Annotated in this window: 17 protein-coding genes; 5 read left to right on the forward strand and 12 right to left on the reverse strand. The window is 55.3% G+C overall.

The features are described 5' to 3' along the window. Positions 1-3: 3 nt before the first annotated feature. From pgpA to nrdR, 6 genes are all read right to left on the reverse strand, one after another. Complete coding sequence (gene pgpA / locus Q3V30_RS16375; protein ID WP_306207477.1) at positions 4-510, reverse strand: phosphatidylglycerophosphatase A; 507 nt, start codon at positions 508-510, stop codon at positions 4-6. Beyond that, the gene (gene thiL, locus Q3V30_RS16380; protein WP_306207479.1) at positions 488-1,465 is read right to left on the reverse strand and encodes a thiamine-phosphate kinase; all 978 of its coding nucleotides are present in this window, start codon (positions 1,463-1,465) and stop codon (positions 488-490) included. The genes pgpA and thiL overlap by 23 nt, the downstream gene beginning before the upstream one ends. A 56-nt stretch (positions 1,466-1,521) precedes the next feature. Next, positions 1,522-1,941 carry a transcription antitermination factor NusB gene (gene nusB, locus Q3V30_RS16385; protein ID WP_306207481.1) on the reverse strand — a complete coding sequence of 140 codons (420 nt, stop codon included), beginning with the start codon at positions 1,939-1,941 and terminating at the stop codon, positions 1,522-1,524. A 16-nt stretch (positions 1,942-1,957) separates the two neighbouring features. Further along, entirely contained in the window at positions 1,958-2,428 is a 471-nt protein-coding gene (gene ribH, locus Q3V30_RS16390) for a 6,7-dimethyl-8-ribityllumazine synthase (RefSeq protein WP_034889697.1), read from the reverse strand. Positions 2,429-2,576: 148 nt separating this feature from the next. Beyond that, positions 2,577-3,677, reverse strand: a complete 1,101-nt coding sequence (gene ribD / locus Q3V30_RS16395; RefSeq protein WP_306207484.1) for a bifunctional diaminohydroxyphosphoribosylaminopyrimidine deaminase/5-amino-6-(5-phosphoribosylamino)uracil reductase RibD — start codon at positions 3,675-3,677, stop codon at positions 2,577-2,579. Between the two features lie 3 nt (positions 3,678-3,680). Next, on the reverse strand, positions 3,681-4,130 hold the full coding sequence (gene nrdR / locus Q3V30_RS16400) for a transcriptional regulator NrdR (protein WP_306207486.1): 450 nt from the start codon (positions 4,128-4,130) through the stop codon (positions 3,681-3,683). A 213-nt stretch (positions 4,131-4,343) separates the two neighbouring features. Here nrdR and lysM point away from each other — a divergent pair, with 213 nt between their 5' ends. Together lysM and Q3V30_RS16410 are read left to right on the forward strand one after the other, a co-directional pair. After that, positions 4,344-4,781, forward strand: coding sequence for a peptidoglycan-binding protein LysM (gene lysM / locus Q3V30_RS16405; RefSeq protein ID WP_306207488.1), 438 nt, complete (start codon positions 4,344-4,346; stop codon positions 4,779-4,781). 26 nt (positions 4,782-4,807) lie between these two features. Beyond that, positions 4,808-5,371, forward strand: coding sequence for a SadB/YajI family lipoprotein (locus Q3V30_RS16410; protein WP_306207490.1), 564 nt, complete (start codon positions 4,808-4,810; stop codon positions 5,369-5,371). A 42-nt stretch (positions 5,372-5,413) separates the two neighbouring features. Here the strand turns inward: Q3V30_RS16410 and secF are convergent, their stop codons facing one another. From secF to queA, 5 genes are all read right to left on the reverse strand, one after another. Then, a complete protein-coding gene (gene secF, locus Q3V30_RS16415) occupies positions 5,414-6,382 on the reverse strand; it encodes a protein translocase subunit SecF (RefSeq protein WP_306207492.1) in 969 nt (322 codons plus the stop codon). 10 nt (positions 6,383-6,392) lie between these two features. Continuing rightward, positions 6,393-8,240: a protein translocase subunit SecD gene (secD, locus tag Q3V30_RS16420; RefSeq protein WP_306207495.1), complete on the reverse strand. Its 1,848-nt coding sequence runs from the start codon at positions 8,238-8,240 to the stop codon at positions 6,393-6,395. Positions 8,241-8,267: 27 nt separating this feature from the next. Beyond that, a complete protein-coding gene (yajC, locus tag Q3V30_RS16425) occupies positions 8,268-8,597 on the reverse strand; it encodes a preprotein translocase subunit YajC (protein ID WP_306207496.1) in 330 nt (109 codons plus the stop codon). A gap of 24 nt (positions 8,598-8,621) precedes the next feature. Further along, the gene (gene tgt, locus Q3V30_RS16430) at positions 8,622-9,746 is read right to left on the reverse strand and encodes a tRNA guanosine(34) transglycosylase Tgt (protein ID WP_306207498.1); all 1,125 of its coding nucleotides are present in this window, start codon (positions 9,744-9,746) and stop codon (positions 8,622-8,624) included. A 95-nt stretch (positions 9,747-9,841) separates the two neighbouring features. Further along, the gene (gene queA, locus Q3V30_RS16435) at positions 9,842-10,912 is read right to left on the reverse strand and encodes a tRNA preQ1(34) S-adenosylmethionine ribosyltransferase-isomerase QueA (RefSeq protein ID WP_306213229.1); all 1,071 of its coding nucleotides are present in this window, start codon (positions 10,910-10,912) and stop codon (positions 9,842-9,844) included. Between the two features lie 252 nt (positions 10,913-11,164). On the opposite strand from queA, the gene Q3V30_RS16440 reads away from it, so the two are divergent. From Q3V30_RS16440 to Q3V30_RS16450, 3 genes are all read left to right on the forward strand, one after another. Further along, positions 11,165-11,746: an ACP phosphodiesterase gene (locus tag Q3V30_RS16440; protein ID WP_306207500.1), complete on the forward strand. Its 582-nt coding sequence runs from the start codon at positions 11,165-11,167 to the stop codon at positions 11,744-11,746. A 189-nt stretch (positions 11,747-11,935) separates the two neighbouring features. After that, positions 11,936-12,538: a peroxiredoxin C gene (locus Q3V30_RS16445; protein WP_306207502.1), complete on the forward strand. Its 603-nt coding sequence runs from the start codon at positions 11,936-11,938 to the stop codon at positions 12,536-12,538. 202 nt (positions 12,539-12,740) lie between these two features. Beyond that, the gene (locus tag Q3V30_RS16450) at positions 12,741-14,060 is read left to right on the forward strand and encodes a histidine-type phosphatase (RefSeq protein WP_306207504.1); all 1,320 of its coding nucleotides are present in this window, start codon (positions 12,741-12,743) and stop codon (positions 14,058-14,060) included. Positions 14,061-14,257: 197 nt separating this feature from the next. Here the strand turns inward: Q3V30_RS16450 and proY are convergent, their stop codons facing one another. Further along, positions 14,258-15,616: a proline-specific permease ProY gene (gene proY / locus Q3V30_RS16455; protein WP_306207506.1), complete on the reverse strand. Its 1,359-nt coding sequence runs from the start codon at positions 15,614-15,616 to the stop codon at positions 14,258-14,260. Positions 15,617-15,670: the final 54 nt, after the last annotated feature.

Consider the following 15,670-nt stretch of genomic DNA (forward strand, 5'->3'; position numbering starts at 1 on the left):
CCCCTACCACGCCATATGGTGACCGGCATAGTAGAGGATACCGGCAGAGAGGATGCCGGCAATAATATCATCCACCATGATCCCCATACCGCCATGCACGTTGCGGTCAAACCAGCGGATTGGCCACGGCTTCCACATATCCAGAATACGGAAGATAACAAACCCCGCCAGCACCCACTGCCAGCTGTTCACCGGGATCGCCATCAGCGTTATCCACATGCCGATAAATTCGTCCCAGACGATGCTACCATGATCGTGTACGCCCATATCCTTTGCCGTGCGATGGCAGAGATAGACGCCAAGACAGATACCGAACATCACCAGCAGCGAGTAGATATCCTGCGGCAAAAAGGTCATCAGATACCAGAACGGAATAGCCGCCAGCGATCCCATCGTTCCCGGCACATACGGGCTTAAACCGCTGCCAAAACCCGTTGCCAGCAGGTGCCAGGGATTGCTCATCTTCAGGCGACTTTTCGCCACATCTTTATTTCGCGTCAAAATGATCAAATCCTTTCAGGCTCTTTTCCACGGGCTTGCCCTCCTGCAGCAGCACCAGCCCTTCCGACTGTGGTGCCATCTGTCCGATGCAGGTAAACGGCACGCCGTAGTGTCCCAGCGCTACATCCAGCGCGCCACGGTTAATTTCCGGTACCGTGAAGCAGAGTTCGTAGTCTTCACCACCGCTCAACGCCCAGTTCAGCGCCTGCTCTGGCTCAAAATGGAGCTTCATCACTTCTGAAAGCGGTAAGGCATCCAGATTCAGCCGTGCCCCGCAGTCGCTCGCTTTGAGGATATGGCTCAGATCGGAGATCAGCCCGTCAGAGAGATCGATCGCCGCGCTGGCGAGATCGCGCAGCGCCTGTCCCTGCAAAATACGCGGCATCGGGCGCAGATGACGTTTGATTAGCATCTCATGGGCAACAGGATCGTCAATCTTCATGTGGTGCTGTAACAGCGCTAATCCGGCAGCGCTGTCGCCGAGCGTGCCGGTAACGTAGATCCAGTCGCCGGGACGTGCGCCAGAGCGCTTCAGCGCCCTGCCCTGCGGCACCAGACCGTGGATGCCAAGCGTCAGACTGAGCGGCCCGCGCGTAGTATCTCCCCCGATCAGCTGCATATCGTAATAATCCAGCAGCTCAAACAGGCTGTCGCTGAACGGCTTCAGCCAGCTCTCATCCACGGAAGGGAGCGTAATCGCCAGCGTCAGCCACGCGGGATCGGCGCCCATGGCTGCCAGGTCGCTGAGGTTCACCGCCAGAGCTTTATAGCCGAGATCGGCTGGATGAATATCACGAAGGAAATGAACGCCCTCCACCAGCGTGTCGGTGCTGATAGCCAAAGTCTGTTTTTCAGACAGCGTAAGTAGTGCGCAGTCGTCGCCGATGCCCTTTTCCACATCGCGACGGGAGCTAGTCACGCGATCAAAATAGCGCGTGATAAGTTCAAATTCGCCACATGCCATACAATGCATTCCGGGTTTGAAAAATAAAGAAGGCCGGAAAAACCGGCCTGGGAGGATTACTTCTTGTTGGGGCGGATATAGGGAGCGGCTTTATCCAGTACGCCGTTGACAAACTTATGGCTGTCTTCAGCACCAAATATTTTCGCCAGCTCGATGCCCTCATTGATGGCCACCTTGTAGGGAACATCGGCACGCTTGCTCAGTTCATATAACGAAATGCGCAGGATAGCCTTTTCTACCTGTCCCAGCTCTTCCAGCTGACGGGAGAGGTAAGGCTTCATCAGGCCGTCGAGATACGCGCTGTTGGTTGCAACGCCGCCCAGCAGCTCGCGGAAATAGCTGATATCGACGTCCTTGACGTCTTGCTCCGCCAGAAACTGGTATTCGACATCAGCGATGTCGTTTTTAGACAACTGCCAGGAGTAAAGCGCCTGGACAGCACATTCACGGGCGCGGCGACGAGCAGCAGGTTTCACGAAATTCCCCTTAAAATCAGGCTTTGATGGCTTTCAATACGTTAATCATTTCAAGTGCGGTCAGGGCAGCTTCTGCGCCTTTGTTTCCCGCTTTGGTACCGGCACGTTCGATGGCCTGTTCGATGTTTTCCGTCGTCAGGACACCAAATGCAACCGGGATATCGCTGTTCATAGCGACACTGGCCAGGCCAGAGCTGGCTTCGCCAGCCACATATTCGAAGTGGGCAGTCCCGCCACGAATAACGGTTCCCAGAGCGACAACGGCATCATGCTTGCCAGCTTTCGCCAGCGCACGAGCAGTCATTGGCATTTCATAAGCGCCCGGTACCCAAACCACGGTGATGTTTTCATCTTTCACCTGGCCGATGCGCTTTAACGCATCAAGGGCACCGCTCAGCAGGCTGTCGTTGATAAAGTTGTTGAAACGCGCAATGACAATGGCAACGCGCGCATCAGGAGTAGCAACAGCAGCTTCAATAACGTTCATAATCTTCCTTTCCGGGTTCAGTTATGGCCCCGCAGGGGGGCGGATTCTATCATACTCTTTCCGGGTCTGCTCCGCTTTTAAGCAGCCCGTTGCTTCACGCCGCGCATTGCCGTCAGGCTGCATCCTGCTGGCATGAAGGAGAACAAAATCAGGCTTTAAGCGTCAGGCGTAAATCTGGCCCAACCTGACGAATATCGCTGAAGGTGAAGGCCGGCGCTTCAGCAAGTTGTGCTATGCCGGGTAAATGGCACAAACCGCGCGCCGCATCGCCCAGCAATTTTGGCGCAATATAGAGGATGAGTTCATCAACCACGCCTGCAGCCAGCAGCGCGCCAGCGAGCGTGGCGCCCGCTTCAACCCAGACGCTGTTGATCTGCTTGCGTCCCAGCAGCATCATCAGTGAGACCAGATCCGCCTGGCCGTTATGGCGGGGAACGGTAAACTGCTCTACATTCTCTGGCCAGTTCAGGCCATCGATCTGCTGACGAGCCAGCCAGGTTGCGCCAGGCTGAGAAATTAAACGATGAGCTGGCGTCACCTGATTATGGCTGTCAATAATCACCCGTACCGGCTGACGCAAATCCTGCTGTGCATAAGCTGCCCGGGTATCCGCATCCAGCTCCTGCCAGCGAACGGTAAGAGAGGGATCGTCCGCCAGAACGGTGGCGCTGCTGCTCAGAATGGCAGAACTTTGCGCCCGCAGCCGCTGTACGTCGCGGCGCGCTTCCGGCGAAGTAATCCACTGGCTCTCGCCGCTGGCCATTGCCGTGCGGCCATCCAGAGAGGCGCCCATTTTCAGCTGCACCCAGGGGAAACCGGTGCGCATCCGTTTTAAAAAACCGCGGTTGAGCGCTTCCGCTTCCTGCATCATCAGCCCATGGCTGACCTCAATCCCGGCCTGCTGCAGACGATAGAGCCCACGCCCGGCAACTTCAGGATTAGGATCCTGCATGGCTACCACTACCCGGCTTACGCCTGCGGCAATTAAAGCCTCGCAGCAGGGAGGCGTGCGACCATGATGGCTGCACGGCTCAAGGGTGACGTAGGCCGTTGCTCCCCGGGCCTTTTCGCCCGCCATGCGTAGGGCATGCACTTCCGCGTGCGGTTCGCCTGCACGGAAATGATAGCCTTCACCCACCATTTGCCCGTCGCGGACGATGACGCAGCCTACGTCAGGATTCGGCGTAGTGGTAAAGCGTCCGCGTCGCGCAAGCTCAAGCGCACGCGCCATCCAGATTTCATCAACCATGATTTAGTCCTGTAAACGGGCGATCTCTTCGCCAAACTCACGAATATCTTCAAAGCTGCGGTAGACCGAGGCAAAGCGGATATAGGCGACTTTATCGAGCTTTTTCAGCTCATCCATCACCAGGTTGCCGATCATCTTGCTGGGAACTTCACGCTCGCCCGTAGAGCGAAGCTGGCTTTTGATATGGCTGATGGCCGTTTCCACATCATCTGAACTGACCGGACGCTTCTCCAGCGCTTTCATCAGCCCGCGACAGAGTTTGTCTTCATTAAAGGGCTCCCGGACATCATTGCTTTTCACCACCCTGGGCATTACCAGCTCAGCCACCTCAAAAGTGGTAAAGCGCTCGTGGCAGACCAGACACTGGCGACGACGGCGCACCGACGTTCCCTCCCCCACCAGGCGGGAGTCGATGACTTTGGTATCCACAGCAGAACAGAACGGGCAATGCATGATGCTTCCTGATAAGTCTGGAAATTGATTCACAGTGTAGCGCGAAGTCGCGGGCAACAAAATATCGCGTTGCCCATTTGCCCGCCTTTGTAGCTTATCCCCCCTCTGGCGTGATTAAGCCTGGTTCTTAACGGTAAAAATCGACTTAAGCGCTATAATCAGGGGGCAGTTAAGCGAAATTTTTTCTTTAAACAAGGATTAACCGGAGGATATATGGGTTTGTTTAACTTTGTAAAAGAAGCGGGCGAGAAGCTGTGGGACTCGGTAAGCGGCGGCGACGATCAGAGTAAAAAGCTGAAAGAGTACATTGATAAGCTGGGGCTGCCGGGCAGCGATAAGGTTGATGTCAGCGTGAAAGATGACAAAGCCAGCATCAGCGGCGACGCTATCTCACAAGAGCTGAAAGAAAAAATTCTGGTCGCGGCCGGTAACGTTGCTGGTATCACGTCGGTGGAAGATAACGTTAACGTGCAGCAGGCAGCCACCGAAGCGAAGTTCTATACCGTGAAGAAAGGCGACACGCTCAGCGCCATCTCCAAAGAAGTGTATGGCGATGCAGGCAAGTACAATAAGATCTTTGAAGCTAACAAGCCTATGCTCACCCATCCGGACAAAATTTATCCGGGACAGACACTGCGCATTCCTGAGTAAAAAGCCGGCAAGGAGCTGCATCAGCTATGGCAATTGACGTGAAGATGAAACCTCTGTGGGCAATGGCGGCTTTGATACTGGCAGGCTGTACGACTCCGGCACAGCAGCCGGAGCTGAACAAACTGCATAATCAGGTCGGCAAGCTCAATACCGAAATGCGTCAGCTGACGACGCAGGCGGCCAGCCTTGAACAGCAGAACATGCTGAACAGCGGCTCGGAAAGCGGTGCCTGGCTGCTGCCTGCCACCAATACCGCCGTGCCGCTTAAAAGCCAGCTTGGCGAGGTTCGTCTTTCCCTGAGTCATGTTGAAAGTGAAGCTAACGGCACGCGGGCTGTACTGCATATCCGTTCAGCTGCGGAGAACACTCTCCCCGCCTTCAGTTTCCAGATTGAGTGGGGAGAAATGGATGCCACAACCGGTAAGCCACTGCAGGCAGTCAGCCAGAGCCAGGCAATCAGCATTGCTGATTCTCTGCTGCCACGCAGTGAAATTACCGTGCCTTTACGCCTCAGTAATATCAGCCCCGAGCAGTTGGGCTACCTCAGAGTGCACGACATTGTGGCAAAAAACGCGCCGCCAGCACCATAAAAAAAGGGCCGCTTTCGCGGCCCTTGTTACACACTTTCACCCTTAAGGCAGAATAGAAGGCTGATCTGCACCCTCTTTTTCCACTTTTTGCTGGATCATGTGTTCACGCTTCATCCCCAGTTTCAGCGCCAGCGCTGAAGCGACATAGATAGATGAAACCGTACCGATAGAGACACCGATAAGCATGGTCAGCGAGAAGCCTTCCAGCAGCGCGCCGCCGAAGATAAACAGCATCAGTACCACCACCAGCGTAGTCGCCGATGTCATGATGGTACGGCTCAACGTCTGCGTCAGCGAAACGTTAACGATATCGTAAGGCGTACCGCGACGGATCTTGCGGAAGTTCTCACGGATACGGTCCGAAACCACGATACTGTCGTTCAGCGAGTAGCCGATAACCGACATCAGCGACGCCACAATGGTCAGATCAATCTCAATATGGAACAGAGAGAGAATGCCCATGGTGATGATCACGTCGTGCGCCAGAGCCAGTACGGCCCCCAGCGCCAGTCGCCACTCAAAGCGGAAACCGACGTAGATCAGGATCGCAATCAGCGCCACCAGCAGCGCCATGCCGCCAGCCTGCGCCAGATCGCTCCCCACGCTTGGGCCGACAAACTCAATACGCTTGACCGTGGCGTTCTGCTGGCTCGCCTGGTTGATGATGGTCACCACCTTGTTGCCCAGCTCCTGGCCCGCATTGCCCTCGTTAGGGGACATACGTACCAGCACGTCACGGCTGCTGCCGAAGTTCTGTACCTGAGGATCCACAAAGCCGGACTTCTCCAGCGCACCGCGCAGGGTGTCCAGTTCCGCTGGCTTCTCCAGGGTGATTTCAATCACGGTACCGCCGGTGAAATCCAGACCCCAGTTAAACCCTTTTACGCCCATTACCAGAAACGAGGCGATCAGCAGCAGAGCAGAAATAGTAAAGGCCAGTTTGTCCCAGCGCATAAAGTCATGAACTTTACGCCCGTAGTTTAGTTGTTCAACGCTATAGTCCTGTGCCACAACGCACTCCTCAGATAGACAGCTTGTTGATGCGTTTGCCGCCGTACAACAGGTTGACGATGGCACGGGTACCGACGATGGCGGTAAACATAGAAGTCACCACGCCAATAGCGGTGGTGATAGCGAAGCCTTTGATCGAGCCGGTGCCTACCGCATAGAGAATGATGGCGGTAATCAGCGTGGTGACGTTGGCGTCGATAATACTGGAGAACGCGCCTTTATAGCCTTCATGGATAGCCTGCTGAACGGAACGTCCGTTCTTCAGCTCTTCCTTGATACGTTCATTAATCAGTACGTTCGCATCCACCGCCACCGCAAGCGTCAGGACGATACCTGCAATCCCCGGCATGGTCAGCGTGGCGCCAGGCAGCAGCGACATGATGCCGACAATCATCACCAGGTTAGCCACCAGTGCCGTAGTCGCAATTACCCCGAACTTACGGTAGTAAACCACCATAAATACGATAGAGGCGATCAGGCCCCACAGGCACGCTTCCAGACCCTGAGTAATGTTCTGCTGACCCATAGTTGGGCCAATCGTCCGCTCTTCCACAATCTGGATAGGCGCAATCAGCGCACCGGCACGCAGCAGCAGAGAGAGCTGGCGGGCTTCATTCGGGTTGCTGATACCGGTGATGCGGAAGCTGTTCCCCAGACGAGACTGGATATTCGCAACGTTAATCACCTCTTCCTGCTTCGCCAGGATCGCCCGGCCGTTGGCATCTTTCTTGCCGCTGTCTTTATATTCGACAAACAGCGTAGCCATTGGCTTACCGATATTATCCTTGGTGAAGTTGGACATGATGTTGCCGCCCGCGCTGTCCAGCGAGATGTTCACCTGTGCCTGGTTGTACTCATCCTGGCTCGAGGTGGAGTCAGTGATGTGGTCACCGGTCAGGATCACGCGCTTGTACAACGTGACAGGCTGACCATCACGGGTGTTTTTCACTTCCGAATCACCCGGGACGCGGCCATTAGCCGCCGCGGTTGGATCGACAGTGGTGTTCACCAGACGGAATTCCAGCGTGGCCGTTGCGCCCAGAATCTCTTTCGCACGGGCCGTATCCTGAATACCAGGCAGTTCAACCACAATGCGATCCGAACCCTGGCGCTGAACCAGCGGCTCGGCGACGCCGAGTTGGTTAACACGGTTACGTAGGATAGTGATGTTCTGCTGAACCGCATATTCACGGGCTTCACGCAGACGCTCATCAGTCATCACCGCTCGCAGGGCAGTCTCGCCGGTGCCGTTAATCACCAGATCGCGATGGCGGCCTGACAGATAGCTGACGGCATCATCACGCGCGGCGGCATCACGGAAACGAATTTCCAGACCGTAATTGTCGGTTTTGCGAACGTTGGTATAAGGAATGTTTTTGTCACGCAGATCGCTTCTGAGGTTGTCGATGTTCTGCTCCTGGAGTTTACCCAGAGCGGTATCCATATCGACTTCCATCAGGAAGTGTACGCCGCCACGCAAATCAAGACCGAGTTTCATCGGCTCTGCGGCCAGCATGCTCAGCCAGGTTGGGGTGGCCGGGGCAAGGTTAAGCGCCACGACGTAGTTCTCGCCAAGCACTTTTGTTATGGCATCACGGGCGCGTAACTGCACGTCACCGTTAGCAAAGCGCGCCATAATAGCGCCATTTTCCAGGGCAATTGATTTGCTCTGAATATTCTCTTGTTTTAAGGCATCTTGGATCTGAACCAGCGTCTGCTCACTGGCGGCGCTTCCGCGCGCGCCAGTGATCTGAACAGCCGGATCCTCACCATAAAGGTTGGGAAGCGCGTACAGCAGACCGACGAGTAATACGACGATCAGCATGATGTACTTCCACAAAGGATAACGGTTTAACACGGCAGTTCCCTTAGGGAAAACAAAAAATTAAAGCGCCTTCATCGTACCTTTCGGCAGAACGGCAGCCACGAAATCACGTTTCACCACAACTTCCGTTGTGTCGTTCAGCGCGATAGCCACATAGCCAGTTTCAGCCACTTTAGTGACGCGACCTACCAGGCCACCCGTTGTCAGCACTTCATCACCTTTGGAGATGGAATCCATCAGTTTTTTGTGCTCTTTAGCGCGTTTCTGCTGTGGACGCAGGATCATGAAGTAGAAAATCAGACCAAAAACCACCAGCATAATAACCAGTGAATAGGGGCTTCCCTGAGATGGCGCCGCTGCTGCCACTGCGTCAGAAATGAACAAGCTCATTAAATTTCCCTCATTGTTTAATTATCAGACGTTTAACGGCGGTACCGCCTTGCCCGTCCGCTCATAGAATTCCGCCACAAACTGCTCTAATTTACCCTCTTCAATAGCCTGGCGTAAACCGGCCATCAGTCGCTGGTAATAGCGCAGATTATGGATAGTGTTCAGACGTGCGCCCAGTATTTCGTTACAACGGTCGAGATGATGCAAGTAAGCACGGCTGTAATTGCGACAGGTGTAGCAATCACACTCCGCATCCAGCGTTGCGGTGTCATCTTTGTACTTCGCGTTACGAATTTTCACCACGCCGTCAGTGACAAAAAGATGGCCGTTACGGGCGTTACGGGTTGGCATCACGCAGTCAAACATATCGATGCCGCGACGCACCCCTTCAACCAGATCCTGAGGTTTGCCCACGCCCATCAGATAGCGCGGTTTGTCTTCCGGGATCTGCGGGCAAACGTGCTCCAGAATACGGTGCATATCTTCTTTCGGCTCGCCGACCGCCAGGCCGCCCACAGCGTAACCATCAAAGCCAATCTCTACCAGTCCTTTTACCGAGACATCTCGTAAATCTTCGTAAACCCCGCCCTGGATTATGCCGAAAAGCGCATTTTTATTCTCAAGGGAATCAAAGCGATCGCGGCTACGCTGCGCCCAGCGCAGCGACATCTCCATGGAACGTTTGGCGTAATCCCAGTCCGCCGGATAAGGCGTACATTCATCGAAGATCATCACGATATCGGAGCCGAGATCGTACTGGATCTCCATCGACTTTTCCGGGTCCAGGAAGATCGCATCGCCGTTTATTGGGTTGCGGAAGTGAACGCCTGCTTCGGTGATCTTACGAATGTCGCCCAGGCTGAACACCTGGAAGCCGCCGGAGTCGGTGAGGATCGGCCCTTTCCAGTTCATGAAATCATGCAGATCGCCATGCAGCTTCATGATCTCCTGGCCGGGACGCAGCCAGAGATGGAAGGTGTTGCCAAGAATGATTTGCGCGCCGGTATCGATAACTTCTTCCGGCGTCATGCCTTTCACGGTGCCGTAGGTGCCCACCGGCATAAACGCAGGCGTTTCAACCACCCCGCGATCGAAGATCAGGCGGCCGCGACGTGCGCGCCCGTCAGTAGTGTCTAATTCGAACTTCACAGTGCCTCCACCAGAGAAACAGTCTGATGTTAAGTGTTAACAGCCGTACACCATGTGCGGCCGCGTCTTCACAGGCCCGGAGGCCTGCAGAAAAATTATTCGCCCACTTTTTCGCTGACAGCGTCCGGATTGCGGGTGATATACATCGCATCGCCATAGCTGAAGAAGCGGTACTGCTCTGCTACTGCCTGTTGGTAGGCGTGCATCGTATGGCGATAGCCAGCAAAGGCGGAGACCAGCATGATCAGCGTGGATTCCGGCAGGTGGAAATTGGTGATCAGCGCATCAATCACCTGATAGTGGTAGCCCGGATAGATAAAGATTTTGGTATCGTCGAAAAACGGCGCGATAAGCGCTTCACCGGCCGCCTGTGCCGCACTCTCCAGCGAGCGTACCGATGTGGTGCCTACCGCCACAACGCGATTGCCGCGCGCTTTACAGGCCAGCACCGCATCCACGACCTCCTGCGGCACTTCCGCATATTCGGCGTGCATAATGTGATCTTCAATGCTTTCAACCCTGACCGGCTGGAAAGTCCCTGCGCCAACATGCAGCGTGACGAAGGCCGTCTCAACGCCTTTTTCCCGCAGCGCGGCCAGCAGCGGCTCGTCAAAATGCAGACCGGCGGTGGGAGCGGCAACGGCGCCAGGCTTCTCGCTATAAACCGTTTGGTAGAGTTCGCGGTCAGCATCTTCATCGGGGCGATCGATATAGGGCGGCAGCGGCATATGCCCAACCGCGTTAAGGATATCCAGTACCGCGCGCTCATCATCAAAGCGCAACTCAAACAGCGCGTCATGACGAGCGACCATAGTGGCCTTCACGCTTTCATCGTCCCCCAGCAGCAGCTCTGCGCCAGGCTTGGGCGCTTTCGAGGCGCGAACATGCGCCAGCACACGATGCTCATCCAGCATACGTTCGACCAGCACTTCAATCTTGCCGCCGCTGACTTTGCGGCCAAACAGGCGAGCCGGGATCACCCGCGTATTGTTGAAGACCAGCAGATCGCCCGGATTGAGTTTATCCAACAAATCAGTAAAGACCCCGTGCGACAGCGCCCCGTCCGGCCCGTTCAGGGAGAGAAGGCGGCATCCGCTACGCTGAGCCTGCGGATAGTGGGCAATCAAAGATTCGGGCAACTCAAAAGAAAAATCGGCAACGCGCATGGTCATTCACAGTCAGGGAAATCAGGGCGCACATTCTAGCTGAAAAGCTGCCATTTCTAAACAAGCTAATGCCTGGCGCCCCCAGAACATTCTCAGAGCCGCCTTGATACAGACCTCTTCGCGTCAGCCAGCGCCCCTGGCGTTGTACCTAAGCAGCAAGAGAAGCTGTTCTGGATGGGCTTAAGTGATTCAGGTGAGAGAGCACAGCTAACGCAGGTACAACGTTAATGAATAAGACGATATACTGGTGAGATGAATTTTCTTGCGCATTTACATCTGGCCTCGCTGGCCCAAAGCTCCCTTCTGGGTAACCTGATGGCCGATTTCGTGCGCGGGAATCCGCACAATGAGTGGCCTGAAGCGGTTGCGGAAGGCATTCTGCATCACCGCCGCATCGATGTGATGACCGACTCTCTGCCTGAAGTTCGCGCAGCGCGGGACTTTTTCCGTCCCGAGACCCGTCGCGTCTCCCCTATTACTCTTGACGTAATTTGGGATCATTTTTTGTCACGACACTGGGACAGCATTCAGCCGGAAATTTCTCTGCCAACTTTTCTGGCTCAGGCGAAATCTGTGATCGAACCCGATTTAGCCTCTACGCCGGAGCGGTTCCAGAATCTTAACCGTTACTTATGGAGCGAGCGCTGGATGGAGAAGTATGCCGAGGCGGACTATCTGCAGCCGGTACTGCGCGGCATGGCAAGCCGCCGTCCTCGTCTGGCGGCGCTGGAGGAGTCCTGGCAGGATTTCATCACGAACTATCAGCAATTTAACGATTTTTTCTGGCAGTTCTATCCGGTTATGATGGAAAAGGCTGCCCGCCAGGCGCTTTAAGGGCGCCAGCGGCAATTCTGCTTGTCCTTTTGCTGAAAAGGGCTATTGTATTGAGCTGCTTTAGTAATTTTAATTTTTTGATAGGTTTAACCTATCACAGTAATCGGCGTTTAACGCTGGTGCCTCTACGGGCGTCGCTTTTATACTCCGCGTTGTCTCTTTAATCTAACTACTTCTACAGGAGTGAACATGGTCCTGGTAACTCGTCAAGCCCCAGATTTTACCGCCGCAGCCGTGCTGGGCAACGGTGAAATTGTTGAGAACTTCAACTTCAAAAAACACACTGCTGGTAAAGCTACCGTTGTGTTCTTCTGGCCAATGGACTTCACCTTCGTTTGTCCTTCTGAGCTGATTGCCTTCGACAAGCGTTACGAAGAGTTCCAGAAGCGCGGCGTGGAAGTTGTCGGCGTTTCTTTCGATTCTGAGTTTGTGCATAACGCATGGCGCAAAACCCCAATCGACAAAGGCGGCATCGGCGAAGTGAAATATGCCATGGTTGCTGATATCAAGCGTGAAGTGCAGAAAGCTTACGGTATTGAGCATCCGGATGCAGGCGTTGCGCTGCGTGGTTCATTCCTGATCGACAAAGCCGGTGTGGTTCGCCACCAGGTTGTTAACGATCTGCCACTGGGCCGTAACGTTGACGAAATGCTGCGCATGGTTGACGCGCTGCAGTTCCACGAAGAGCACGGCGAAGTGTGCCCGGCTCAGTGGGAAAAAGGAAAAGAAGGTATGGGCGCATCGCCAGACGGCGTGGCTAAGTACCTCTCTGAGAACGCGGCTAAGCTGTAACAGCCCCGCTTCTGAAAGGCTCGCTTCGGCGGGCCTTTTTTATTTCTGCTTTATTTATTCTGCCGCTTTGCTGGTGGTGCTTTCCCATTCCGGCGTGGCTGAGTTAAGCGGCGATTTCATTGCCGCCAGGATTGCGTTACTGTCGGAGAAGCCGGAGCCGTCAGGTTTCGCCCCCGGACTTTATTCAAGGCAATAACTGAACATGGATGCAAGAGTACTCGTTCTCACCACGCTGGTAACACTGTTTCTGCCCCTCTCCTTCAGCCACTCTGCACAGCCTCCTGATTACAAGCTGGAAAAAGTGGTGGAAATCAGTCGCCACGGGGTGCGTCCGCCCACCGCTGGCGATCGTAAGCTGATGGAAGCGGGAAGCCAGCGTGCCTGGCCTCGCTGGCTGACAGAGGATGGTCATTTAACCGGACATGGCTACACCGCTGCCTGGCTGAAGGCCCGCTACGAAAGCCAGCGTTATCGTCAGCTTGGGCTGCTCCCTGCCGGCTGCCCTGGCCCGCAGGATGTTTATCTGCGTGCCAGCACGCTGCAACGCACCCAGGCTACCGCAGAAGCCTGGTCTGCTGCGGCCTTTCCCGGCTGCGGCGTGCCGGTTCATGCTCTGAGCCATGAGGATCCGCTGTTTTCTTATCCCTCCGGTAAGGCGACCGCGGCAGAAAAGGCACGTAGCAGGCAGGAGGCGCTGGCCGCATTGGGCGGCGATCTGCAGCAGGCCGAAAAGCGTTTGCAGCCTCAGATTGCCGCGCTCAAAAAAGCAGTTTGCCGGGAGAATCAGCCCTGCCCTGTTTTTGAACAACCCTGGGCGCTTAAGGTCTGGTCAAACGGCGGCGTGGCGATAGAGGGGCTGGATACGCTGGCCGCGATGGCGGAAACGCTCAGGCTGGCCTGGAGCGAAAATCAGCCTGCGCCCCTGGTTGCTTTTGGCCATGCCCACTCTTCTGCGGAACTCAGCCAGCTCCTGCCGTTACTCACGGCGAAATATGACTACACCAACGATTTGCCTTCTGCCGCACTCAGGGGAGGCTCGCTGCTGCTGAACCAAATCGTGCAGGCGCTGAAGCTGGATCGCCAGCCGACCCTGGCATCGGATAAAGGTCAGGATCAGGCCGACCTGCCTCCGGACGTTCGCTGGCTGCTCTATGTGGCGAGCGATATCAACATCGCTTATCTGCGTACGCTGATCGACTTCAGCTGGCAGCAGGGAGAGTATCCGCGAGGAAATATTCCGCCTGCCGCCAGTCTGGTGTTTGAACGCTGGCAGAGCAGCCACGGCGAGCGCTTTCTCAGGATCTATTTCCAGTCGCAAAGCCTGGATCAGATTCGTCAGCTGACGCCGCCAGGCCCGCAGGCCCCTCTGCTGGTCACCGAGTGGCAGGGTAAAGGGTGCCGCGTTACCTCTGTGGGGACACTCTGTCCGTTTGACACAGCGCTGCAACAAATTGAGAAGAATATAGATCCGCCTGACGTATCGGTCAGTTACCCACAAAATGCAAGCCAGCGCCATTATTGATGTGTCTGGCTCGCTCAACCTTAGCGGCTTTCGTCACTAAGCAAGCCGGATGCAGGGTGCCTGGCTGGAAGCAGCACGCGGTGATCAGCTACCCGCTAAAGCAGGCCGATGGCATAAGGGGGAACGCCGGTTGGCAGGCATAAAAAAACCGCCCGCCAGGTTTAACCTGAAGGGCGGCTGTTTTCACCGTAAAGCCGTTATGCTCTGGCGATCTTCTTCTTCACAAATCCCCAGCTCGCCAGCAGCAATACTATCCAGCCTGCCCCCACATAGAGCGAGATGCGGGTATCGGGGAAGTAGCCAATCAGGCCGATGATAAAGACCAGGAACAGAATCCCCACCAGCGCGGTAAAGATGCCGCCCGGCATGGCAAACTTCAGCGCTTTAGCCTGCTCTTTGCTTAAGGTCCGGCGGAAACCAATCTGTGCGAACAGGATCATGATCCATACCCAGACGGTGGCAAAGGTCGCCAGCGAAGCGATCACCAGAAACACTTTTTCCGGCATCAGGTAGTTAAGATAAACCGCGACCAGCATCGCCGCCATCATCACCAGTACCGTCACCCACGGAATACCGCGACGTGAGACGGTGGCAAACATTTTTGGCGCGTGTCCCTGTTCAGCCATCCCGTGCAGCATGCGCCCTACGCCAAAGACATCGCTGTTGATGGCGGAAAGAGAGGCGGTGATCACCACAAAATTAAGGATAGTGGCGGCTGCCGCAATGCCCATATGCTGGAAGGTCAGCACAAACGGGCTGCCGTTGGTGCCTACCTGGTTCCACGGAAACACAGACATAATCACAAACAGCGTGCCGACGTAAAACACCAGAATACGCAGCGGCACGGTGTTAATGGCTTTCGGAATAGAGGTTTCCGGATCCTTCGCTTCCCCGGCGGTAATACCGATAATCTCAATGCCGCCATAGGCGAACATCACGATTTGCAGTGACAGCACCATGCCCACTACGCCGTGGGCAAAGAAGCCGCCGTTGGTCCAGAGATTATGGATGCCGGTTGGCTGGCCGCCGTTGCCGATACCCCAGAAGATGATACCGATACCGGCCACGATCATGATGATAATAGTCGCGACTTTAAACAGCGAGAGCCAGAACTCCACTTCGCCAAACACCTTTACCGTGGCCATATTGATAGCGCCGATGATCAGCACCACACTGAGCACCCAGATCCAGTGCGGGACGTCCGGGAACCAGACGCCCATATAGATGCCGAACGCAGTGACGTCCGCGATAGCGACAATCAGAATTTCGAAGCAGTAAGTCCAGCCGGTAATGTAACCCGCCAGCGGGCCAAGATAGTCCTGGGCATAGCGGGAAAAAGAGCTGGCCTGAGGGTTGTTGACCGACATTTCGCCCAGCGCGCGCATGATGATATAGGCAACAGCGCCGCCGATAATGTAAGCGAGGATCACGCTCGGCCCCGCCATTTTCATGGCATCTGCCGAACCGTAAAAAAGCCCGGTGCCGATAGCTGACCCGAGTGCCATAAAGCGAATGTGGCGGGTACTCAGTCCCTTTTTGAGGCTATTTTTTGTCATCTTTCTACTTCTGTTTTTACTCTGTCGGCCTTCTCTGCCCGGGCAGAGAAGGCG

It is taken from the genome of Erwinia pyri (assembly GCF_030758455.1).
Lineage (GTDB): Bacteria > Pseudomonadota > Gammaproteobacteria > Enterobacterales > Enterobacteriaceae > Erwinia > Erwinia pyri.